At 42.3% G+C, this 21930-nt stretch carries 22 protein-coding genes; 9 read left to right on the top strand and 13 right to left on the bottom strand.

Annotation, left to right across the window (positions count from 1 at the left end; all coding sequences use genetic code 11):
• The first annotated feature begins 375 nt into the window (after positions 1-375).
• The 3 genes from FM019_RS18075 to FM019_RS18065 all read left to right on the top strand — a co-directional run bounded on the left by FM019_RS18075 (position 376) and on the right by FM019_RS18065 (position 3129).
• On the top strand, positions 376-1203 hold the full coding sequence (locus FM019_RS18075; protein ID WP_185969339.1) for a LytR/AlgR family response regulator transcription factor: 828 nt from the start codon (positions 376-378) through the stop codon (positions 1201-1203).
• A gap of 160 nt (positions 1204-1363) precedes the next feature.
• The gene (locus tag FM019_RS18070; protein WP_143837373.1) at positions 1364-2155 is read left to right on the top strand and encodes a DUF6503 family protein; all 792 of its coding nucleotides are present in this window, start codon (positions 1364-1366) and stop codon (positions 2153-2155) included.
• Positions 2152-3129 carry an aspartyl protease family protein gene (locus FM019_RS18065; RefSeq protein ID WP_143837372.1) on the top strand — a complete coding sequence of 326 codons (978 nt, stop codon included), beginning with the start codon at positions 2152-2154 and terminating at the stop codon, positions 3127-3129. Before FM019_RS18070 ends, FM019_RS18065 begins: the two co-directional genes overlap by 4 nt.
• Positions 3130-4049: 920 nt before the next feature.
• Here FM019_RS18065 and FM019_RS18060 read toward each other — a convergent pair.
• A complete protein-coding gene (locus tag FM019_RS18060) occupies positions 4050-4460 on the bottom strand; it encodes a hypothetical protein (RefSeq protein WP_143837371.1) in 411 nt (136 codons plus the stop codon).
• A 125-nt stretch (positions 4461-4585) separates the two neighbouring features.
• Here FM019_RS18060 and FM019_RS18055 point away from each other — a divergent pair, with 125 nt between their 5' ends.
• Both FM019_RS18055 and FM019_RS21045 read left to right on the top strand, forming a co-directional pair.
• Positions 4586-4999 carry a winged helix-turn-helix transcriptional regulator gene (locus tag FM019_RS18055; RefSeq protein WP_185969338.1) on the top strand — a complete coding sequence of 138 codons (414 nt, stop codon included), beginning with the start codon at positions 4586-4588 and terminating at the stop codon, positions 4997-4999.
• Between the two features lie 197 nt (positions 5000-5196).
• Positions 5197-5322, top strand: coding sequence for a hypothetical protein (locus FM019_RS21045; RefSeq protein WP_260681665.1), 126 nt, complete (start codon positions 5197-5199; stop codon positions 5320-5322).
• 139 nt (positions 5323-5461) lie between these two features.
• On the opposite strand, the gene FM019_RS18050 is transcribed toward FM019_RS21045, so the two are convergent.
• From FM019_RS18050 to FM019_RS18000, 11 genes are all read right to left on the bottom strand, one after another.
• Positions 5462-6316, bottom strand: a complete 855-nt coding sequence (locus FM019_RS18050) for an alpha/beta fold hydrolase (RefSeq protein ID WP_221934397.1) — start codon at positions 6314-6316, stop codon at positions 5462-5464.
• A gap of 21 nt (positions 6317-6337) precedes the next feature.
• Entirely contained in the window at positions 6338-7234 is an 897-nt protein-coding gene (locus FM019_RS18045) for an alpha/beta fold hydrolase (RefSeq protein WP_143837368.1), read from the bottom strand.
• A gap of 106 nt (positions 7235-7340) precedes the next feature.
• Positions 7341-8207, bottom strand: coding sequence for a LysR family transcriptional regulator (locus FM019_RS18040; protein WP_143837367.1), 867 nt, complete (start codon positions 8205-8207; stop codon positions 7341-7343).
• 445 nt (positions 8208-8652) lie between these two features.
• Complete coding sequence (locus FM019_RS18035; RefSeq protein ID WP_143837366.1) at positions 8653-9171, bottom strand: hypothetical protein; 519 nt, start codon at positions 9169-9171, stop codon at positions 8653-8655.
• A 9-nt stretch (positions 9172-9180) separates the two neighbouring features.
• The gene (locus tag FM019_RS18030) at positions 9181-9981 is read right to left on the bottom strand and encodes a hypothetical protein (RefSeq protein WP_143837365.1); all 801 of its coding nucleotides are present in this window, start codon (positions 9979-9981) and stop codon (positions 9181-9183) included.
• 141 nt (positions 9982-10122) lie between these two features.
• Positions 10123-10368 carry a hypothetical protein gene (locus FM019_RS18025; RefSeq protein WP_143837364.1) on the bottom strand — a complete coding sequence of 82 codons (246 nt, stop codon included), beginning with the start codon at positions 10366-10368 and terminating at the stop codon, positions 10123-10125.
• A 320-nt stretch (positions 10369-10688) separates the two neighbouring features.
• Positions 10689-11471, bottom strand: coding sequence for a PEP-CTERM sorting domain-containing protein (locus FM019_RS18020; RefSeq protein WP_143837363.1), 783 nt, complete (start codon positions 11469-11471; stop codon positions 10689-10691).
• A gap of 181 nt (positions 11472-11652) precedes the next feature.
• Positions 11653-12222 carry a hypothetical protein gene (locus FM019_RS18015; protein WP_143837362.1) on the bottom strand — a complete coding sequence of 190 codons (570 nt, stop codon included), beginning with the start codon at positions 12220-12222 and terminating at the stop codon, positions 11653-11655.
• Positions 12223-12366: 144 nt separating this feature from the next.
• Positions 12367-13212: a hypothetical protein gene (locus tag FM019_RS18010; protein WP_143837361.1), complete on the bottom strand. Its 846-nt coding sequence runs from the start codon at positions 13210-13212 to the stop codon at positions 12367-12369.
• A 41-nt stretch (positions 13213-13253) separates the two neighbouring features.
• Entirely contained in the window at positions 13254-13967 is a 714-nt protein-coding gene (locus tag FM019_RS18005; protein ID WP_143837360.1) for a hypothetical protein, read from the bottom strand.
• Positions 13968-14099: 132 nt separating this feature from the next.
• Positions 14100-14519 (bottom strand): hypothetical protein, encoded by a 420-nt coding sequence (locus tag FM019_RS18000; RefSeq protein WP_143837359.1) that lies wholly within the window; start codon positions 14517-14519, stop codon positions 14100-14102.
• 462 nt (positions 14520-14981) lie between these two features.
• On the opposite strand from FM019_RS18000, the gene FM019_RS17995 reads away from it, so the two are divergent.
• From FM019_RS17995 to FM019_RS17985, 3 genes are all read left to right on the top strand, one after another.
• Positions 14982-15296: a hypothetical protein gene (locus tag FM019_RS17995; RefSeq protein WP_143837358.1), complete on the top strand. Its 315-nt coding sequence runs from the start codon at positions 14982-14984 to the stop codon at positions 15294-15296.
• Between the two features lie 263 nt (positions 15297-15559).
• Positions 15560-17338, top strand: a complete 1779-nt coding sequence (locus FM019_RS17990; RefSeq protein WP_143837357.1) for a winged helix-turn-helix domain-containing protein — start codon at positions 15560-15562, stop codon at positions 17336-17338.
• Between the two features lie 114 nt (positions 17339-17452).
• On the top strand, positions 17453-18262 hold the full coding sequence (locus FM019_RS17985) for a hypothetical protein (protein WP_143837356.1): 810 nt from the start codon (positions 17453-17455) through the stop codon (positions 18260-18262).
• A 66-nt stretch (positions 18263-18328) separates the two neighbouring features.
• On the opposite strand, the gene FM019_RS17980 is transcribed toward FM019_RS17985, so the two are convergent.
• A complete protein-coding gene (locus FM019_RS17980) occupies positions 18329-19600 on the bottom strand; it encodes an O-acetylhomoserine aminocarboxypropyltransferase/cysteine synthase family protein (protein ID WP_143837355.1) in 1272 nt (423 codons plus the stop codon).
• Between the two features lie 351 nt (positions 19601-19951).
• Here FM019_RS17980 and FM019_RS17975 point away from each other — a divergent pair, with 351 nt between their 5' ends.
• Entirely contained in the window at positions 19952-21919 is a 1968-nt protein-coding gene (locus tag FM019_RS17975) for an FAD-dependent oxidoreductase (RefSeq protein ID WP_143837354.1), read from the top strand.
• The last annotated feature ends 11 nt before the right edge of the window (positions 21920-21930 follow it).

The raw sequence follows: 21930 nt of genomic DNA, 5'->3' as shown, positions 1-21930 counted from the left end.
GTTAACACCGAACTTTTAAAGCCACCTTGAAAGGTTAATGCTGATCAGTTAAACCAATTCGCAGATGTAATTTATTCAGTGAGGGAATGAATAAACTTTTTACTTCACGCCGTAAACCCGTCCATGGGGGCTCGGCTTCGGCATCCATGCCTCAGACGGAAGTAAAAAGCGTATTATTTTCCCTCATCAACCCCACGAATTTCTTAACTGATTGGCATTGACCTAGAAAGGTGGCTTTTTATTTGTGCCAAGTGAATCGCGGTAAATGGACCTCCGCCATTTTTAATTCCGCTGTTTAAGTTTTGGTTAGGCCCTCTGACAAAATTTTTGTTTTTGTATAAAATGCGAGAATATTTCAGCTTGAGACTGTGTGATTTGCAAAATCAGCAACCCATTAGCGTTAATACCATAAATCGCTGGTTTGTGGTTTCGGTATCCATTTACATCATTGTTGTGCTGAATTTTTTAGAGCCCTTCGGTATCACCATCAACGGATTTATATTCTCTTATCATTTGATGCTCAGTACCTATGGTGTGGTGTCAGGTGTTACCTTAATCGCAGTTTTCTCTCTCTTTTCAAAACTTAATATTAACCTATACAGCGCCAATTCATTGACGTTGTCATTGTGGATTTTTTTAATGGTTTGCTCGGTCAGTTTTTCTAACTGGCTTTACAGTCAATTTTTACATTTTACGATTAGTGGCTGGAACAACATGTATATTCCAGTTCGCTATTTCAGCGAACTGATGCCACAGTTCTTAGCCATTTATATGCTGTGGGGCTTATTAAGTTGGGGGCTTATTTTTATTTTGCAGCGCTCCAATCCCGCTCAAGAACTTGCAACCATTAACCAAGATGACCTGATATTACTCCCTTCAGATAATCAATTTGATAGTTTCAAAGTCCGAAAAAAACAAATTGTTTGTTTTAAAACCAGTGACAATTATCTAGAGGTTTATTATCTGAATGAAAACGAACAACTTCAAAATAGAATGATTCGTTCGAGCATGAAAAAAATGCTAGATAGATTGGATACCAATGAATTTTACCGCTCTCATCAATCTTTTGTCGTTAATGTGGCTCACATAAAAGGCTTGAAAAAAGTTAAAAATAACCACTTTTTAGAAATGTCATATCTTGATTTTGACGTGTCGTTGGCAAGAAGTAATGTGAAGAATATTAAATCTTACTTGGTCAACTGACAAAATATCCCTAAAACCCGTCCAAATTCACCAATCCCTTTTATTTCAAGGGGTTTTCAATGATAAATAAAATCAATCTTAGTCATTTACTATTCAATTGGACGATTTTATTTTGAACATTTTAAAGACTGTAACTATTTCAATATTATTCATATCAGGAATGTGTAGTCACATTGCTGGAGCAACAGACTATGCCAATACGCAAACTAAAGCGGTCATTGAGGCGATGGTTGATGCTCATGGCGGCATTGACAAGTGGCGGTCTATTCCAGCTATTTCATTCGACGCTATTATGCACAATAACTACCATGCAAAACATGAGTTGGCCTGGTGGGTGGCAAGGGAATCCATTGATCAACAGACGAAACAAGTTCATCAGAACTGGTATTTAAGCGATGCGGAGATTGCTTATGATGGGGAAGACGTTTGGTCTAGAAATTGGAATAAAGTCAACCCTCCCACAGCGATGTTGTACTTCTTTTATTATTTCATAAACTTGCCCTTTATCACCCAAGATGAAGGCGTGGTTTTATCTGAAGTGAAAGAATTTGCTTGGCCCGGGCATGGCGGGAAGGTCTATCACGAAGTCAAAATGACCTTTAAGGAGCGCCCTGTGATTGGAAAAAGTGCGTTAGATTATTTTGTGCTCTACATAGACCCAATTACTAATCTCTTAGCTGGTTATCAGTACGCAATCGGGAATAGGGCGATGCTGGATGCATTGGGGCAACCACCAGAAAGGAAACTGTTTGGCCCATTGTGGCGTTACATCGTTAAAAATCAAACGGTTGATGGTTTGGTTTTTCCCGCTGCGTTTAGAACCATGCCCGAAGCAGATGAGCGCATTGTGGGCAATCACATTATTACCGACATCGATATATCTACTCCGTTTGATAAAACATTGTTGAGTATGCCCAAAGACGCAATTGTAGATAACGTTGCCAATCGATGAAGGGGTTTTCAATCGCGCTAGCTATCTCGTTGTTGACGTTCGCACTGGTTGGTTGTCACGTCAAAGAAAATGCTAATTCGTTTAGCAATGTGATGGCCAAACGTGGGTACGAAAAAGTCCAATTGCAAAAACTTTCCACTGGACACGACACCGTCAACGCTAAAATTAATGGCGTTGACGGACTGTTCATTGTTGACACTGGTGCTATTACAGCTTTTAGTCAATCCCTTAAAGCTAAATTTGGCTTTGCAAATGCAGAGCGGTTGAGAACATTAGAGGCCGCTGGCGCTGGAGGCCCAATCAGTATCGACTATTACTCCACTAGCAGTTTTGCTGTAGGCGATCGGGTTATACCTGTTCAGCAAATAGGTTCAACAAACCTTAATGATGTTAGGCGGGGGATATACAACGCTACAGGTCGTTATGTTGACGGACTTATAGGGCAGGATATTTTGATGGTTAATCAGGCAGTTATCGATGTTAAGCATCAACATTTATATTTAAAACAACCATCCCAAAACACTAAGCCGATAAACCATGCCCAAATAAATTGGGTTGTCTTGGATTTGGACGCAATCAGATTGCAAAAGTTTGATGCGGAATTTTTAACCGTTTTCATTAAAATAAACGGTATTGAGGGGCGATTGTTGGTCGATTCTGGGGCGGTGAATAGCCTGCTCGATAACTCAAGCAAACCCAAATTTAAGCTCGAAGAAAAAACGCTGATATCACGGTCGAGCAATACTGGTGCCGGCGGTAGATTCCGTCTCGAACGTCACCAACTCCGATCATTTGATATAAATAACAAAGCCGTTAATACGTCGACTGTATCTGTCGGGGATTTATCTTCGGTCATTGCGTTTGTGCAGTTGCACACTCAGACTTCAATAGATGGTGTGCTCGGACAGGATGTATTAATTGCACACGGCGCGGTTATTGATGTAAGAGCACAAAAATTATATTTTAGGTACTGATATCTAAAAAGGGAAAAGTGGAGCGGAGTGAACTAATTTTTAATGAAATAGTTTTGTAAATTGGTTCAATTAAAATTCTCAAGTAGTCGATTAGAAATCGAAATCCAGAGGCTAGATTCCCACATCATCACTGCGACAAATTGATACACAAGCAAGACCATAATTCCGCGTATTGTAGCGGATGTAGGCTTTTTGTGTGTTTTAAAATCGTACAATACCAATGCAATCAAAATGGTATCAAGGTATCAATATTGGATTACCAGCCAATATTCCTCGCTTTGCATACCCGGAAGCCACCTTATTCTGCTAGCCGCGGCTTCAACCAAAAAGAACACCAATAGAAACATATAACGTTTGTGGGCGTCGGGATTGGAGGTTCGATTTTTATAAGCTAACCAGTAAAACAAGGGATTTAAGGCAAATGCGACAATTTGTAAGAAAAAAAGATTTGAGATGAGCTGCCTTAGTGGGGGAGGGTAATCTTCCAAAAATGCGCTTACTGATACCTGTATTGACGAGACATAAAGAAGAATAAACAACACTACTGAAAAGTAACCCAATTTTTTATGCCACGCCAAGAAACCTCGACTAGGCAATGTGCTTTGTACTAAATACAAAGCTAGCCAGGAAAATGAAATTATCCCATGAAATAGGACCCCACCGTTTAAATTCCCAGTTTTTGGTAATGTGTTGAAAAACGATGGCCAAAATCCTATTACACCAATCACTAGAAACACTATTGCTGATAGTGGGAAGAAATATTTGTCCTGTGGGCACCTATGCTGCATAGACGGATTGAATCCAGTACAGAGTTGTTGATCGGCTACCTTTTAGTATAGTTAATCCGCACGGAAGACGAGTTTTAAAGGCCAGTAAACTGAAAAAGTGTTCGTCCCGATTTTTCTTCAACAACTGAAACACTAAAAGGGCGCTATGACCATTTTCGGCCAGATCGCGCTAAACACACAACCAACAAAAATAGCACCAAACACGATAATAGAAATGGGGCTTGCCATCTGCGCACTGGATTTGCGCTCTCCCTGTTTAAAGTACTCCATTAATAAAATAGCGGATGCGCCACCATTAGATACAATCCCTACATACACGCTGCTGACTAAGACATACTGTTGGTAAGCGTGGTAGGCGCCAAATCCATAAGACACCAGTAGTGCAACAATGGCCGTGGCGTATAGATGAAACAATATGTTTGAATCTCCTTGCAGCGTGGTGAACTTACGCATTACGTTTGCATTGGCTTGAGTGAAAGGCAGTACAACAAAAAATATCGAAACAATGATTTTGATTGTAAAAAGCATTAGCAAGAAAGACATAAAATTAACCTGAGTATTAATATTGAACCTAGACTATTGCATAGTCTGAGTTCACATGTCAAACTCAGGTTATGAGGGCAAATAAAATTAAAAGACGAGCGCCGGTTAAACTTTGTGACTGCGGCATGGCAGCGGCTACCCAGATTTTAAGCGACAAATGGACATTACTGATCATTCGCGAGGCATTTTATGGTGTTGTCCGATTTGATGACATCCGCAAGGATATCGGGATCCCCAAAGCTGTGCTATCCAACCGCTTAAAAAAACTGGTAGAGCAGGGGATTTTGCAAAAAGTCACGTATCAGTTAGAAGGAGAGCGCACCCGATCCGGCTATGTATTAACAGGCAAAGGTAGAGATCTAACATTGGTATTTGTGGCAATGATGGATTGGGGAAATAAACATTGCCTAGATGGCAAATCGGCGGTGACTATCCTCGATAAAAATGACCTGCAAACCCTTAAACTGGGGCTAATTGGTGAGAAAGATTTCGCCCAAATTCGAGGATTGGAGGATATCCATATCCGTCTCAAGCTTTGAAGTGATTGACGAAAATTAGTTCAGCAATCCCCGTCTCTCAGACGCGACGGGACTCAATCTTACCCATCTGAACAAATACATAACAATCTGCTTAGTTATCCCGCTGGTTATTGCTATGAAAAGGGTGCGGAGTCTGAGGTACCCCCACAAATATTTTAGGTAAATCAGTTAGGTAGTTTAAAATTTAGGGAACATTCATGGTATTTGGTGAACTGATCAATCGCCAAACATCACAAATCGAACAACGCCAATACTGCCCAGACTATTATGAACAAAGCCTTTTCCTTTTTTACGCACTTGCCAAAGTCAATTACGGACAATAGCGGTGGTTCGGTGTTAAATTTGGGGGAAAGGATAAGCTTCCAATTCTTGTTTTTTGGTTCCACCATAGATTCGCTCAATGTTACCCGTATTATTAGTGTGTCTACCAGTCTGAAATCCGTAATTCTGAGGTTTGATTATTTAATTTTGACCATTGATCCAATCTAACGGTAATCCCCACAGAGAATCACGGTGTTTACGTTTAAAAAAGCCGAAGTGGCCAATCGATGTCATACTAAATTCTGAAGCGCGCAAAATGTTCATGCTGACATTGGCGTTGGTGTAGCATTGACTCATGGCCTTAACGGCCCGGACCGGTGCTAGCGTGAGGTCGTCCTCAATTGCCGAAAAATGCATTGGAATCTTTAGTTCAGCAAAGGTATTGGTGGAAGTGTCAACAAAGTGGCTAAGTATGTAATTGGGGTGTCTTCCCCAACTTGCCCATTGCTGAGCGATCCTTTTGTTGAGACTTTCCCCTCCTAGCAACCAGCCTGGCATTTTACCAAGTAATGCGCAGCTTAGCGGAATAATACAGTACCAGGTGAGCCACATTTTTACCTTGTACCTGCCTTGCCAATAACGCCAATAACCACTTTGAGAAGCGACACACCATGCGCTTTTAAGTAAATGACTATTATGCGCTAAACCGATAAGTTGACCGCCAACACTGTGGCCAATGCAGTGCCAATTAAGATCGGGATAGTGGTTACTCGCCCAATCTAATACGGCTGGTAAGTCCTTTTCTCCCCAGGCACTGATTGATAACTTGTATTGCTGCGGATGTTCTTCTGCGCGAGAACCGCCTACCCCCCGATAATCATAAGTGATTACCATAAAGCCTTGCTCACTAAGGTATTGAGCAAAAGCTGCATAGTAGCCTTGCGGAACAGCCGTAGCTGAATTGATTATTATCCCACCCAATACCTTACCTTTAGGTTCGAATAAATGTGCACTGATAGGCCAGTCATCAGCCGTATGCACAACAAGTTGCTTCACAATTAGCGCTCCTTACATGGCTTAGTGTTTGTGCAGGAAATCCAATACAGGACCTAAGAATTCGTCAGTTGCTTCCAATTCTGGAAAGTGACCAGCGTCCTTTATCCTAAAGATATCAGCATGAGGAACCATATCCAGACTTGATTGTTTTGCGCATTTACAGTGGGAAGCGTCGCCATCTCCCCATACAAAAAGTGTCGGGCAATCAGAACTGGGCGTTACTGGAGCTCGTCCAGTGAATAGATTCTGAAATGAACTGGCCAAGTTAAAGGCAGCGCCTTGGGAAAAAGACACCTGTACCAACTCGTTAAAACTTTCCAACAAACTGTGATTCGACATCGCGGTTTTTAGCCACGCTCGGGCTCTGCTTCGCTTTAATGCCATTAATAACAGTTGTCCAAGTATGGGAGTAGCGAGCACATGTTTAGGATCTCTGTGTTCCTTCCATTTTAACATCTCTTGCCATGATGGTACTTGTGACAACACTAAATGGGATATCAAATCAGGGCGCTTTTGCGCGACTTCCAAAGCGACGTAGCCAAAACCGCAAGGTGCAATTAATGTTGCTTTTATTTGCAGCAGTTGCATGAGGATTTGTTCAACAACTTGGACACTTGAAACCAGATCGTATTTAAGCGAGGTAGAGGGCAGTGAAAAGCCAAAGCCTGGGGCTTCAACGACAATAACTTGGTAATTCTGACGTAGACAAGAAATCAGATAATCATAGTGTTCAATGACAATCGGTGGATCGGTAAAAAATACGAGAGTTTGTTTACCAATGCCTGCTTTGCGATACCTGACGAGGGTAACGCCTAAGTCCAGAAAGCCAATGCCGTCCCGGCTTCTGGCGGGTATTCCTTTCAATACTTTGCGTTTATTCAAAATAGACGTTACACCGTCCAGTTTTTCAGCAATCATAAATGTAACAACTCTCGCAAATTCTGTGCAAAACTCGTGTTACATTTTCGATGAATTATTTAGCCTTACCAAGCGAGTTTTTACATGTCGTCGCACAAGTAAATGGTTAAGCATCATTCATTAATGCCATAAACCATGAACAGAATTCGATTACTAACAGGTTATCTGAGTTGTTTTTGACATAAGCCAAATACAACGCCCCAAATTCACTTTTCATCGAAGGGTATGGCGTAGTGAGTTGATCATTTTCTATCATTTGATTGAGCAATGGGAAGTACCCCATGGCAAGTCCCATTCCATTGGCTGCTGATTCATAAACCATCTGCATCGATTCGCAGCTAATACTATCCTCCATAGGAATGTTTGCTTGCCAATCAGTTTGCCACTTCTGCCAACTATCTATATCTGACGACAAACGAACAATTTTTGGCGTTTTTAGATCAAGCTCTGGCGAGCAGACTGGGGAGATCGTGATATCAGTTAACTTTTTATATATCAGGGAGTCATCATTACAAACGTAACGGATGGCGACCTCTGTTTTGTTGCTATCTAACGTTGCAATTTGCCGTGTTGCTTCTATTTTGATCCGAACTCCTTCGTGAGACTCCTGAAAAAGGTGAAGATTAGGAATCAATAAGGATTGGGCGACATAGGGTATGCAATAAATCGTTAGATGCGGTGTCGAAGAATTATTGGTCAAATCATTAGTTGCGGACGTAATCATATTTAACGCGGAATGAATTTCTTTATGGTATTTGCTTCCCTGTTTCGTTAACGCTATCTGCCTATTGTCTCTGATGAACAATGTGACACCTAGCTGTGTTTCGAGTTTTCTTACCTGAAAGCTGATGGCCGACTGTGAGACGTTGAGCTCTGCCGCCGCTTTTTTAAAACTCAAGTGATTTGCTGCTGAATCGAAGACCGCGAGTAAACTCAATGAAGGAAGATTGCGTTTAAGTCTTTTGGCGATCAAAATTTTATTCCTGATGTGATCATCATAATTGCTCAGTACCTGTGACTATGAATTGGATAAACATCCAAATATCTTACCTTAACTTTTATGTTGTAGAACACGGATGATTTTGTGAAGCTGTTGTTCGACAAATGCTCCTTTCCTAGAGCACTGGCGTCAGCTATCGGTGGAGTATGCAAAAGTTTACCATGCGAAGTTTTTAGTGCAATTCATGCTTCACAAGAGGTGAAAGGGGTTACACTGATTCATACCTGAGTTAAAGAAATTCCCACCTAAAGGGGCATGAAGTAAGCCTAGTATTGGAATGACTTGCGTTTGGTATAGGAATGGAAGGCTTCTAGTCCTGAAAAGGTATACATCTACCTTGAGACCAACCTGTTTGGGTGAGCCTAGATGTTACAAACTAATCGTTTTTATTTGTTTGCCTTTCTGAACAGGTTAAAACCTAATTACAACTAAAAGAAATATCCGCTTTTAACTCTTCACCTGTCCAGGAAAACTCAGACTTTGGCTCTGACATTTTGAAAACGTAGGGCTGGGCTTGTGCCCTTATGCCGCTGGTATCGGGCCTAAGTGGATTTGGGATTTTGTTGCAATATAGCGCGAAAGTAGTTTCAGAAGTTTCGCCTTTTTGATGAGATTGTTTGCCACTAAACACACCGCACACTAATTCTGTGTCATTTTGTGTGTTGTTGATTACATCTTCGTAGTCACCGGATTGAAGCATCAATGTGAGCCGGTTATCACCTGAGTCGCTAATGGTGAAACTGCTCGGATTGCTGGCGTTTCTGATCACCACCGAACTGAGTTTGCCTTCGCGATTAAAAAAATGGGTAGTGTTGTTCCAATAAACTAGGGCTTCACAGGTTTTGCCATTGTCTTGATAAGTGGTTTTACCTTGGTACAAATGATTTGTGCAAGCAGCTAAAAAAGTGGTTGCTAATACAAGCGTTAGATTTTTCATTTTTCTTCCTTAAACCATCATGTTAACCAGGCCATCGCCAACTAGTGCGCTGTCCCAATAAGCGGTATGAGCCAGCAACCATGTCTTGCCTGTATCCACCGGGAAATCACGGATAAACCAGCCAAAATTGTTGCCTTCCTTTTTGTATCGTTCGGCAATTTTCACATTCGATAATGTTTTACCAAAGATATTACCTGAAACAACGGGGTCGTTAACATCGAAGTAATTTAGCCATTTAAAATTGTATCTGCCCTGGCCCAGATTTTTCGCGGTATTTCGCCCCGTTTTTTTAAACATCGCCAAGCCAAGTGGGCTGCCAATGGTGATCATGCCTTGCACGGGCCACTGCAAAACATCATTGCGATTAAAAAACTGATTGTCGCTAATCAGCTCGTTAATTACATCAAACAGATAAACACTTCCTAAGCTGTGGGCGACAATATATAGCGGTCTTTGCGCGTCGTAGTATTGGAGAATTTTGTCTTTTAAACCTTGACGTATCTGATGAGCAGTTGAGGTGTTCGCTAATGAAATTACTACATCACCAACGATATCAATAACATAAGGTGCAATGGCTTTTCCTACGGGGGAGGAAATGAGTAGTTTAGAGAGTTCTTTAAATTTATTTAGACTGCTGTCAGCAACATTTTCATATTTATATAAATCAACATCGAAATCAAAATGGGTACCACTTAGACGCGATAAAACGAGCTCGTTAATTGCTTTATCTTGGTTTAAGTCAACGTCTGAACCAAGTTGTACACCGTGTACCACTAAAATTGCGGGTTTTTGCTCAGGGGATACAGGCATGTGAAGTCCCTTTCTTAGTTTCTCTGTAATAAGTAATAGATGTTTTTAGTTTAAAAAACAACCAAGCAGGCCGTACGAGTTTGGAATACATCAACGGGTTAAATGAAGCTGGCGTGAAGCAAGTTGTTTATGGAAATAGTTCTAATCTGCTTTGAAACCTTCACCTTCCAAACAAGTCAGGCAATCAGACTCGTTTTCAAACAGCCTTCTTTGATAAGCTTTCGCCTCTGCAGGGACTTCCCGAATACCTTCTGGGATCATCTTTTCTAGTAACTCAATATTTAAATGATCATGGGTATTTACAACCGCTTCTCTGGCTAGCCCAGCCTCTGTTGCGGATTCGTTATATATCTTACGCGCAGTCTGGTGTGCAGAGCTCCCCGTCACTCATGATAGTAATCGCACGCTATGGATGACCTTGAATGGATTTAATTTCCTAGAAAATGGGTTGTCGAAAGGCATTGGCCGTTTCGATATTCCACTCACCCTTGAATTGCAACCGCAATACATTGCCAGACATGCTTACGTGAAAACGACCATGAGCTTCACACATTATTCGAACCAAGAAAAATCAACTCCTGACTCTAAGTGTAGAGTATTGATTTAACTCAGATAGCGATACCAATTACTTTGCCAAGATTGAATAGATAGCTTGGCAAGGTAGGTTGGGCCGATAGGCCGGAAAAACTGGATATCAGTTCAGCAAACTAATTTGGCAGCCTCTTTGAAACTCTTCTTACAAACATGCCAGCCAATCCCAATGCGAACAACAGCGTCGCCCCAGGCGCAGAAACAGCGGTAGGGCCAACTACAACATCGATAGACGAAGAAGCTATGAGTGCTCCAGCTTGATCCAGCACCGACAAATTGTAGGTAAATATGCCATTTGCCGCAGGATCCAACAACCCTGAAAACCCAAAGCCTCTATTTAGAGAGTTTTGCGCAACGTTGTTGCTACCTAATAGGCTAGCATAGTTTGCTACGTCAACCGTGCCGCCACCTTTCCCTGTGGAATTGTTACCTAGTGAGTTGTCGGTTTTCAAGGTGATGATGTCACCACTGAAAGGCGAGAAGACAACACCTGCTGTAGGGTCAAGATCAAATTCAAACAAGTAAGTATAATCGCTTAGCACATCACCGCTTCCGTCGGTATCGACATTGACTGCATATTCAAAATTAAACACCGAGCGACCAGCAGGGATCACACTTAAAGTGGGATCGAAAGTGTAGGTTCTGTCTCCATCATAATTAAAGATGTTTTGCGGACTACCCGTTGCATCATATCTAAGCTTAGCACGCAGACCTACTTCAATACCCAAATTAACGTTGTGTTCACCGCTCCATGACCCATTGGCATTTCCAGAGCCAAAAATCACATCTGGTGTGATATCTCCCGTGCCATTAATGATAGTTGCACTGGCTACATTGGCAATAAACAAAGCTGAGGTTAAAGTGATTATATTCAAGGCGTTTTTTGCGGATTTGTACATAATGGTTCCCAACGATATAAGTTGAAATAAGTTGATTGAAATTCACGCAATTCTAGTGCCACTAAATTAAACTTAAAGATTTTCAATAATTTAGCTATATCGTTGTGTATGCAAACATGGAAGTTGTAAAGTAGCCCGACATCCAGTCGTATCAGGCCACTAATAATTGTTCACGGCAGTATTAAATCAACTCCGGCCATAACCAGGCAAAGGTCCCCGCAGTAACCGCCGCATAAATTAGTGCGTCAACTAAAAACCGAAGACAATTCGACCAGGGTTGACCCATCCAAATGCTATAAGGGATCTGTGCCCAGCCATAGGTAAGAAATGAAGCGACAAAGACTTGTCGAAACACCGCAGTAGTATCAGCCATATGGGTCATTGATATGGTCGCCAGATAACCAATCAGGAAGGAGCCAAAAATAAAAAACAATATTTGTTGAGACAAGAGCTTGCCCATGGGAGGCATGCCATTATGCATTATCGAAATCATCGCCACAGGACCATCATTAAACTTTTTTTGCATCGACTCTTCGCCCATTGCTTTCATGTCAATGCAGTGGGGAAGGGTATAAAGAGCCGGTTCAGCGGATGCTTCTTTTAGTACAGCAGACACCGCTTCTTCATTCGGAAGCGCTTTGTAATCTGCGTTGTGGTACTTAATTAACATGTGGATCAAAGCACTTGCAAACCAGCAAAACAATCCAGCCAATAAAATCGCCAACCATAAATCAGTTACTGAAACAGACATAATAAATCCTTAGATTTTTCATTGAATTTGAGACAGTAAACGACAACCTAAATCGATTCAACTCGTTTTAAATTGACACCTTTTGAGCTTAAACACTGTCCCCATTTTTATCCCGGAGTATCTCAACTCAAACCTATAATGAGATTAACTTGAAAGCATATTTAAAAGTATCGATACCAATAAAGCGAATAAACCGCAAAATGCTGCAAATACAGAGCCTACAAGCCATAGTGGTTTATTCTTGAAAGGAAGCCAAAAGAGTATTCGCTGCACAGTGCTTCTTGCTCGATCGCTATTTGCCATCAATTTTATCGTAAGCACAATGAAAAGAGGAAAAGAGCTTAGTAATAAAGAGTAAATATAAACGGACGTTAAGTTGCCAAATTTTAACTCCAATAAAACGGTATCTGGTATGGCTTTAAGTGCTAGCTCCTTGCTGCCATTAAATGCCCCTTTAAATTCCGCAAACCATATATATGAAACCGCTGTGAGAAGCAGGAAAAGCCCTATTTTTAGCAGCTGATCCATCAACATTAATAAAAATGCATTGGTAAGCCCTTCACGGACAAACCGCTCAAGTACTAGCGGGTAGGCGGATAAAATTAAGCAATTTGTAACGAAAGTGACGAAAAACCCATTACCAAAAAATTGGGCTAAAAACCCAGGCGAAGTAAGATAAGAGTAGAAGCCTGAAGTTTGAGACGTATATACCGCTAACATTATGGCCAGCGAAATGCAGGTGAGTATGAATACGTTGAGTAAGAAACCCATAAAGCCATTGGATGAAAAGCGACTTTTAAGAAAAGTATCAATGACATCTGATATTTTAGATTGCGATGGCTGCTCTGCCGTGTGGCTTATGTGGCCATACATTAAGTTGGCACCATCTTCACTTATGATTTTGTCGGAGTTCCAAATGGCAACTCCTATCAGAATCGGAGGGATAATGCCCGCTTGTGCGACTGAAAACCATTGAGTGGTATCCATCATTGTCATTCTCCTTTTTGATGTTAAAAGGGCAATGCACTGGGTTAATTGGATTCGCGTGCCTTTGCCACTTCTAAGTCTAGTTTTGCCTTTTTATATTCGAAATACAGTTTTGCGCTTCCAAACAGGGTACCAATCAATCCCGCCAAAAACGTTACGATACCAATTAAGCTCAAATCACTAAATAGCGGTTTTGCTTCTTCTACCTCACTTTGCTTTGATTGCAATACCGTTTCAGCTTCTTCGGCAATTTTAAGTGCTAAGAAGCCTTGCACCAATAGTAATTTTAGCTCCGCAGCTTCTTGTGCATATTCGAGTTTTAACTTCTCAACAGTGCGCTCAATAGACTCTATAATAGCGGGAGAAAGTGAAGAGTTTCTTAGCTCAGAGGCTTTGTTTTCAATGATATTTTCTTGGGCACGCAGATCTCTAAGCCGCTCAATACTTTGCTCAAATGCTTTTGCCGCGTCTTCGTATTTGATCCGTTTAATCGGATTTGACGCACCGTCAGCTTTGATTCTCAGCTCGCGAGCTTTTTCTGAAAATGTAGATTCGAGTTTCTGAGGATCATCTTCGGATTTCAGCATATCAACCAGCAAAGCTTCTTCAGCGCCACCTAAATCGACATTTCGCTCAACGATTGCAATTTGCTGCTCGACATTCAATTGTTCCCAATCTTCCAGCGTAATAACCGAACCCGTTAAGGTAACTAACATTGAAAAGACCAGCAACGAACCCGTTATTTTGTAGTCAAACATTGTCACCTCGCTAACGTATTAGGCTGAAAGACGACGGAATATTTAATCAGTGTGCCGATCAAACGAAAATGTTCGCATAGCTTTCAAACAGACAATAGAAGCTTTGCACATAGCACTCTGCTGGCGTAGAACCTAACTGCCAGAAAAGACTTCATTCAAAGATATAAATTCAACACTATAGCCTTTGCCCTTCAGCCAATCCTTACTTGCTTCGAGCGAACTAAAAAAACCTATTTCAATTTGGTCCGGTATGATTTGCTCCATCATCCATTTAGAAACCGCATATTCACTGCCAAACACAGCAAAATGCTTTAGATTCTTTTCCACTAATATTTGTGCCAGCTCGCTGCACATTTTCATTTCATCTGGCGGCTTCACAGGCCAATTTGATATGTCATCAATAATTGCCCAAGGACGGTCGCCAAATGTGTCTGTGAACGCCACGAGCGATTCACCAAAACGTTCTAAATAAACCTGGTGGTCCCAGTTTTCAGAATAGCGCAGCAAAAGTGCGTCTCGAGATCGGGCGATGTCGTAACCTAATTTATTCAACAGCCTAGCCTATATTAATGCTTTACACTCCAATTATAGCGCAAGCTTTCAGAGATATAATCAACAAATTTAGAGCCCAAAGGCCCTTTTTGTGTGTTTTTTTATCATTCGGGTTCGCATGCAACGTGTTTTGCAATAACGTTAAACCAACGACGCAGCATTTTGGCAAGCCTAACTGGAATTTCGGGAATCCATCTATCCCGAGCAGGAAAAAGCACCTGGTTGTCAACGATGTAAAACTGTCACGCGCCATGAAATATTTTCCAAGTTTATCGTCTCGGCAATTCAAAATAGGTTGAAATATAGAATTTTATTAAACCATTTAAGAAGATAAAAATACCGCTTAATCGCTTGTTATACATGGACTGAGAGCAATAGCTAATCACGAACTTTAGCAAAGCAAGCTGGCTTGGTATTCAATGTGCAACTCAACGCTCATTACTGAATGAAGAAGAGTCTCACATGAAAAAGCTAATATTGTTTGTCGTGATATTATTCGCGGTATCTGCCTCTGCGGTGGTTGCTGGGCAAAGTGTCCTGGCCGAGAGTAGTGACAAGGTTTCATACAAGTTGGCGGCGTTAGAAACCCTATTGAGAAATGTAGATAGAGAACCAATGGATCGAAACAGTCGACTTCGTCTTCAGCGTGCTGAGTACTATTTTTCTCGAGCGGCAGAGTTGCAAGAAGCTAACTGGGACCAGCGCGCACTTGAGCACATTCGTCGGAGCAACAACTTGCTTCAACTTCGTGCTTCCGAGTTAGAAAGTGCGATGTAACCTAGACATTGCATAGCAAGTTCCGCTGCATAAATTGGATTCAATGACAAAGTCGGGATAATCATCAACAGCCTCTATTGTTAATGCGAAGAGCACCTTAATAGTAGTCGTGTAACAGGCGCATGAGGAATTTCTGATTAAACAATTTGTACCGTTTTTTGAACTCGTGCTTTTTGACAGGATCATTCCCTTACCACCAAAACATTCACATAGCTATTGAACTGCTGCTATGCTGATTTTGTCTTCTCCAAAAGTGGCGAATTGTGAAATCTAAAATTCAACTTGGACCTTGGGTGCTCGATCCCGAATCGGGAGAGTTAACTCAGCTTGAACAAAAAATTATACTCCCTAGGCAACAACATCAGTTACTCATGGCGCTGGTCAGTGCAGGACGCAACACCTTAGTTTCACGGGAAAACATTATCGCTGCTTTATGGCCAGATGGTCGTGTGGTGGAATTTGATCAAAGCTTAAATGCCAGCATGCGCAAGTTACGCCGTGCTTTGAATGACAATTCGGATAACCCCGTTTTCATCGAAACTGTGACCGGTAAAGGCTATCGATTGATAGTCGAACCCGTAATTCTCGATACCAACAAAACGTTTATATCTAATCGGCTCATGGCACTTGTTGTGCTAATTATGTTGTTCGTTATTTATCTGGTGTATTGGCCCCGCGGACCCATGGAAAAGGTTTCTCCTGTACTGGCTGTGATGCCGGTTACCACTGTACCTGCGGACAATCTGGATCCCCTTGCTCATTCGCTAAGAGAAGAGCTGTTAAACCAATTCAGCCGCGCATCAACACAAGACTTAATCATTCTTGCCCCGGGTAGCATGTCGTCATCAGACCCTTCAAAAAAGCCAACCGCGGCAATATATCTTTATACTTCCATCAGTCAGGATCCCATTAACAAACGTATTCATCTACGCCTAGTGAACAGAGCTGAGAAGCAGATTTGGTCAGAATCCTTTGATTGGTTGAAAGGTGGCGGAACTCGATCTTATCAGTCAATTGCCACACAGGTGACTCAGTCCATTGCACAAACCTTAAAAATTGTGATCCCCCAATCGAGCGAACCGATGCAGGTTTTAACCGAGGAAAGGCTGGCTGACTTTAACCATGGTTTGTACTTGGTTGAAAGCGGCCAGCCAACGGATTTACGTAAAGCCGTTGAAAAGTTTCAACGGGTATTGGATGACCATCCCGATTTTGTCCCTGCGATAGCTAAACTGGCACACTTATACACTAAGTTAGTGTCTGTTGAAGCATCCAAGCGTTTAGAGCACTTTAAACAGGCTCAAGAATACGCGCAGAGGGCGCTATCTCTAGAGCAAAACAGCACCCAAGCGTGGGTCGCACTGGCTTATGTTCAGCTTTACCATAGTTGGAACTTCACGTTGGCTAAAACATCACTTGAAAAAGCCATAGCCATATCGCCCAATGATGCTCAAGCGCGCAGTCTTTATGCCGCTTGGTATGCCAGTCAGGCAGATGCCAAATCGTCTATCGAGCAAGCAAGAATGGCGAAGCGCATTGACCCGGGCTCAATGACAGTCAATGCAGATTTGTGTTGGTATTTGAATTTTGCTAAGCAATTTGAACAGGCTGAAGCTGAGTGCTCGCTAATGTTAACGCTTCAACCAAGCTCTACCTGGATGCGTCTAGGATTGGTGGAAGCTTATGCGCAAAAAGCAAATTGGACACAGGCGACACGTCACTTAAAGGTGGTATTGGGTGGTCGAAACGGCTCCGAGCAAGATCAACAAGTTAACTACACTGAAGGTGACTTGCAGTCATTGTATCAACAGTGGTTGTCAAAGCTTGAACCTGCCTATGAAATTGGCAAAATTGATGCGTATTTTCTGGCTACCTTACAGGCTGCAGCGGGAAACACCCAGCAGTCTATCGATTGGTTGCAAACCGCGTTACAAGATGGCAACGGATTTATGGTATTTGCCAACGTTGACCCTAGATTCGATTCATTGCGAACTAGGGATGAATTCTACTCGATTTTGCAAAACATCAAGCCAAATCAGTAAACGCCAGCAGAAATCATCAAAAGTCAGACAAAAATCACACGCTGATCATACCCAAACGACTCTGCTTAATGCCAATGTGAATTGGCCAATCCGGCAATTAACAAGGAGTCATCTATGCAATCTACATGCTTTAAATTAGTGAGTGTTTTATTCGGTTTGTTTTGTCTGTCTGCGCTGGCAAAGCCCACAATCGTGCAGGTGGGTAGTCCTCTGGTAAATGGGAACCAGTTAACCCCGTTTTCCGCCCAATGGGATCAATTTTCTACGGTAGAAGGGCAAAGAGTTAAGTCTGCCACCTATCAAGAAACCCTTGAAATAGTTACTATTGACGACATTGAACAGCTTAAGCATGTTCAAGTCGTTAGTGACCAAAGTGGTACTGTGGTTACCAACACTACCTATTTTGACCGAGTAACGTTAAAACCACTTAGCATTGAGCAGCTAATGAAGGGGGTACCAAAAGGCACCCCGGATAATCGGACATTCAAGTTTGCTGACAAGCAGTATGATGTCACGGTCATCATGCCTGATGAAAAAACACATGCGCGCACCGTCCATATGCCTGTAAACATGTTTAATGTGAGTAATTTAGGGTTGGTGTTTGCTGCAATGCCCTTAGAGCTTGGCGCCAAATATCGAATGCCTTCTGCATTTCCACAGTATCAAGACGGAATGTACTGGATGGATGTTAGCGTAAGTGGCGAGAAGACATTCAAGAACCAAGATGGCACGCAAACACCAGCGTGGCAGATTGATATTCATTGGATCAACATTAAAGAAGGGGATGAATACCCCGCCGGTCCAACGCAAAGTGGTGGCGCTTATTATATTGCGAAAAAAGGCAGCAAGGGGATCCCGCCAGTTCCTGCCTATGTTAATGACAGTATTGCTATCGAAGTGAGTTTTGCCGAAGTGAAAAAATAGTCTTTGCGGAAGATGGAGTCAAGAACAGCGTCTTGACTCCAACCCATCAGAGTTACATTTAACTCACTATGCTTTGTCCAATGCTTGCGAAACATCAACGATGATGTCATCAATATGTTCGATTCCTACAGAAATTCGCACCAAATCTTCGCTGACACCCGCTTTGGCCAACTCTTCAGTATTTAATTGTCTGTGCGTCGTGGAGGCAGGGTGGCAGGCCAACGATTTTGCATCGCCAATATTCACAAGTCGTAAAATCATGTCTAGTGAATCGATAAATCGAGTGCAAGCTTCAATTCCGCCCTTAACACCGAAACTGAGAATACCGGAGGCCTTGCCGCTAGTGATTTTCTGGCAATTTTTATTGTCGGGACTTGTGTTTAATCCAGCATAATTGACCCATTCAACTTTAGAGTGTTGGTTTAAATAGTCGGCCAGTTTTTCCGCATTTTCACAATGTCGTTCCATGCGTAAGGCGAGGGTTTCTAAACCTTGCAGGATCTGAAAAGCGTTCATGGGTGATATCGCAGCACCGGTATTACGCAACGGCACCACTCGGCATCTGCCAATATACGCGGCTTCGCCTAGTGCTTCGGTATACACTACATCATGATAAGAAGGGTCTGGTTCGTTCATGATGGGGAATCGTTCTTTGTTGGCGACCCAATCAAATTTTCCAGAATCAACGATGATCCCGCCAATAGACGTGCCATGCCCGCCAATATATTTAGTCAAAGAATGAATCACGATATCTGCACCATGTTCGAACGGACGGCACAGAATTGGCGTGGCTACCGTATTGTCAACGATGACAGGCACACCATGTTTATGGGCTATTTGTGATAAACGCTCGATATCTACTATGTTGCCTGCTGGGTTGCCGATGGATTCACAAAATACTGCCTTGGTATTTTCGTCTATGGCATTTTCAAATCCTTCAAAGTCATCATGGGAAATCATTTTCACCTCTACACCTTGTCGAGGTAAAGAATGGGCAAACAAGTTGTAAGTGCCGCCATACAATTGACTGGTACTAACAATGTTGTCTCCCACTTGAGCAATACATTGAATCGCATATGTAATCGCTGCCATACCTGAAGAGACTGCAAGTGCTCCGATACCGCCCTCCATCGCTGCGACGCGTTTTTCCAATACATCCGTAGTCGGATTCATGATACGTGTGTAGATGTTTCCCGGCACTGCCAAATTAAAAAGATCGGCACCGTGTTGGGTGTCGTCAAAGGTATAAGACGTCGTTTGATAGATGGGAACCGCGGCGGCTTTTGTGGTTTCCTCTGATTTGTACCCCTCGTGCAATGCAATAGATTCTAGTTTCATCTGTCTCTCGTTTGGCCATCAAGTGACTTTGATATTACTGAATATTTTTACCTGCGATAGCAAGTTTTTAACATAAGTTATAAGTGTCTCATTCTATAGTGACTTAAAAGGTTCTGGAATCGTGAAACGACTACCCCAATCAGTGCTTACCTGCACATATTTTGTGCGAAACCTGCTCTAGAACCATACTTAAAAATCAATAAGTAATTGAAAATAAAATAATATTTAATTTGGCTTAGGTATTGCTAAGGTTATTTTAAAAGGACACTCAGAACTTTAATTCAGTATAAACGGCAAAGGCGCCATACTGCTCCAGGCAGTATGGCGCCTTTTGCGTTTTAGGAATATCAAATGGGCATCAACGAACATACTCACATTGTGCAGCAAGATAGCCGTTCTTCCTGTACCAAAATTGTCATTGTTGGCAATGGGCCTGTTGGTGTGCATTTCGTTCGTCAGTTAATAGGTAATGGTTACCCAGGGCATATCACTATTTTTGGTGAAGAGCCTTTTCAACCCTACAATCGAGTGCTTTTGTCTTCATTTTTAAGCGGTGAATTAGGCATAGACGCTTTGACTAATTCGCTTGAAGAGCACCCCTCATTATTACAGCAGTTTCATTGCAAAATCGTAAACATCGATCATCAAAACAAAACGATCGAAGACCAGTTTGGCGGCGTTCATCACTACGATGTTCTCGTGTTGGCAACGGGGTCAAGTGCGTTCATTCCAAATATAAGTGGTAACCAAAAAACCGGAGTTTATCGATTTAGAGACATGCATGATGCTCAATCGTTGTATGCCAGAAAAACCCGTAGTCGCCACACTGTGGTGATTGGTGGAGGACTGCTAGGACTTGAAACAGCCAAGTCGATGCTCAAGTATTCCACCAAGGTTTCAGTTGTCCAGCACAGCGCCGCGCTGATGAACCGGCAGTTGGATTTGACGGCAAGTCAAATGGTTCAAGCCTACGCAGAAAGTAACGGAATTGAGTTTTGTTTAAATTGCCAGGTGTTAGAGATTATCGGTGAAGACAAGGTTGAGAGTGTCAAGCTGAGTACTGGCGAGCATTTACTTTGCGACACTGTGATTTTTACTACTGGAATAACGCCCAACACGCAACTTGCATTTGACGCAAAAATTAGTGTTCGACGAGGCATTCAAGTCAATGAAATGCTGCGCACCAGCCAAGAAGATATCTATGCTATCGGTGAGTGTGCCGACTATGAAGGACAAGTATATGGGTTAGTTGCCCCAGGGCTTGAGCAAGCAAGCACCTTGGCCGGCAATCTGTGTGGTGGGAATAGCACCTACCGCGGCTCCAAATTGATGACGGAGCTCAAAGTGTTGGGGCTGTCTGTATTCTCAATGGGAAAAGTTAGCGATGAATATGCTAATCAAATAACCAACACTTTGACCTTCCGTAAACAAGACGTTTATCGAAAATTATTGTTTTCTAGAGGTAAGTTGGTCGGTGCAGTGGCGATTGGTCAGTGGAGCGAAATTAAGGAAGTTCAGGCTGCGATCGATGAAAGCCGCTACATTTACCCTTGGCATCTATTGCGTTTCTCCACCACGGGGTATTTATTTGGGTCTCAAGAAAAACACATATTAAGCTACCCAGATGACACGTTGGTGTGTAACTGTCAGCAAGTTTCTGTGGCGCAAATTCGCCAAGAGCTAGACAAAGGCGAATGTAATTTTGAATCGCTGCAAGCATCTTTAGGTGTCTCCTCGGTATGTGGAACCTGTAAGCCACTTGTTCAATCTGCGCTGAATCAACCGCAAACAAAACAACCGGTCAAAAAAGCACTTCTAATCGCCACCTTTACCGCCTTTGTTATTGCCTGCACATTGTTGTGGATGCCTGCGATTGCGCCCACTCAATCTGTTCAGCAGGCAAGTTGGGATTGGTTGTGGACCGATAGTCTCGCACGTCAAATATCAGGTTTTACCATTCTTGGGCTAATTTCGCTGAGTTTGTTACTAAGCCTGAAGAAACGCGTAAAGCAGGTGCAATGGCTAAGTTTTGATGTATGGCGCTTTGCCCATGTCACGCTAGCTGCGTTGGGGATGAGTACGTTGTTTATTCATACCGGCATCTCTTTTGGAAACGGCCTAAATCGTTTATTAGCCATTAACTTTGTTCTGATCATTTTGGTTGGGATTGCATCAGCTGTTGTTGCGGCCTATGAAGGACAAGTTGTCACACCGGGTTTCAAACGTATTAAACGTTACCTCGTGGTGTCGCATATTGTCACATTTTGGCCGTTACCCATTCTTTTAGCGTTCCATATTCTCTCAGTCTATTACTTTTAGGGGCATACGGA

It is taken from the genome of Aliiglaciecola sp. M165 (assembly GCF_007197995.1).
Classification (GTDB): Bacteria; Pseudomonadota; Gammaproteobacteria; order Enterobacterales; family Alteromonadaceae; genus Aliiglaciecola.
The sequence above is the reverse complement of the archived record's forward strand: the minus strand, read 5'-3'. Positions and strand labels throughout refer to the sequence as shown.

What these genes read in the sequence shown, in the direction of transcription:
- FM019_RS18015 (WP_143837362.1), bottom strand. Translation starts at nt 12,222, where the DNA reads ATGTCTGTTTCAGTAACTGATTTATGGTTGGCGATTTTATTGGCTGGA.
- FM019_RS18005 (WP_143837360.1), bottom strand. Translation starts at nt 13,967, where the DNA reads ATGTTTGACTACAAAATAACGGGTTCGTTGCTGGTCTTTTCAATGTTA.
- FM019_RS17995 (WP_143837358.1), top strand. Translation starts at nt 14,982, where the DNA reads ATGAAAAAGCTAATATTGTTTGTCGTGATATTATTCGCGGTATCTGCC.
- FM019_RS17980 (WP_143837355.1), bottom strand. Translation starts at nt 19,600, where the DNA reads ATGAAACTAGAATCTATTGCATTGCACGAGGGGTACAAATCAGAGGAA.
- FM019_RS18020 (WP_143837363.1), bottom strand. Translation starts at nt 11,471, where the DNA reads ATGTACAAATCCGCAAAAAACGCCTTGAATATAATCACTTTAACCTCA.
- FM019_RS18070 (WP_143837373.1), top strand. Translation starts at nt 1,364, where the DNA reads ATGTGTAGTCACATTGCTGGAGCAACAGACTATGCCAATACGCAAACT.
- FM019_RS18045 (WP_143837368.1), bottom strand. Translation starts at nt 7,234, where the DNA reads ATGATTGCTGAAAAACTGGACGGTGTAACGTCTATTTTGAATAAACGC.
- FM019_RS18010 (WP_143837361.1), bottom strand. Translation starts at nt 13,212, where the DNA reads ATGATGGATACCACTCAATGGTTTTCAGTCGCACAAGCGGGCATTATC.
- FM019_RS21045 (WP_260681665.1), top strand. Translation starts at nt 5,197, where the DNA reads ATGGTATTTGGTGAACTGATCAATCGCCAAACATCACAAATCGAACAA.
- FM019_RS18055 (WP_185969338.1), top strand. Translation starts at nt 4,586, where the DNA reads ATGGCAGCGGCTACCCAGATTTTAAGCGACAAATGGACATTACTGATC.
- FM019_RS17985 (WP_143837356.1), top strand. Translation starts at nt 17,453, where the DNA reads ATGCAATCTACATGCTTTAAATTAGTGAGTGTTTTATTCGGTTTGTTT.
- FM019_RS18060 (WP_143837371.1), bottom strand. Translation starts at nt 4,460, where the DNA reads ATGTCTTTCTTGCTAATGCTTTTTACAATCAAAATCATTGTTTCGATA.
- FM019_RS18065 (WP_143837372.1), top strand. Translation starts at nt 2,152, where the DNA reads ATGAAGGGGTTTTCAATCGCGCTAGCTATCTCGTTGTTGACGTTCGCA.
- FM019_RS18035 (WP_143837366.1), bottom strand. Translation starts at nt 9,171, where the DNA reads ATGAAAAATCTAACGCTTGTATTAGCAACCACTTTTTTAGCTGCTTGC.
- FM019_RS18030 (WP_143837365.1), bottom strand. Translation starts at nt 9,981, where the DNA reads ATGCCTGTATCCCCTGAGCAAAAACCCGCAATTTTAGTGGTACACGGT.
- FM019_RS17975 (WP_143837354.1), top strand. Translation starts at nt 19,952, where the DNA reads ATGGGCATCAACGAACATACTCACATTGTGCAGCAAGATAGCCGTTCT.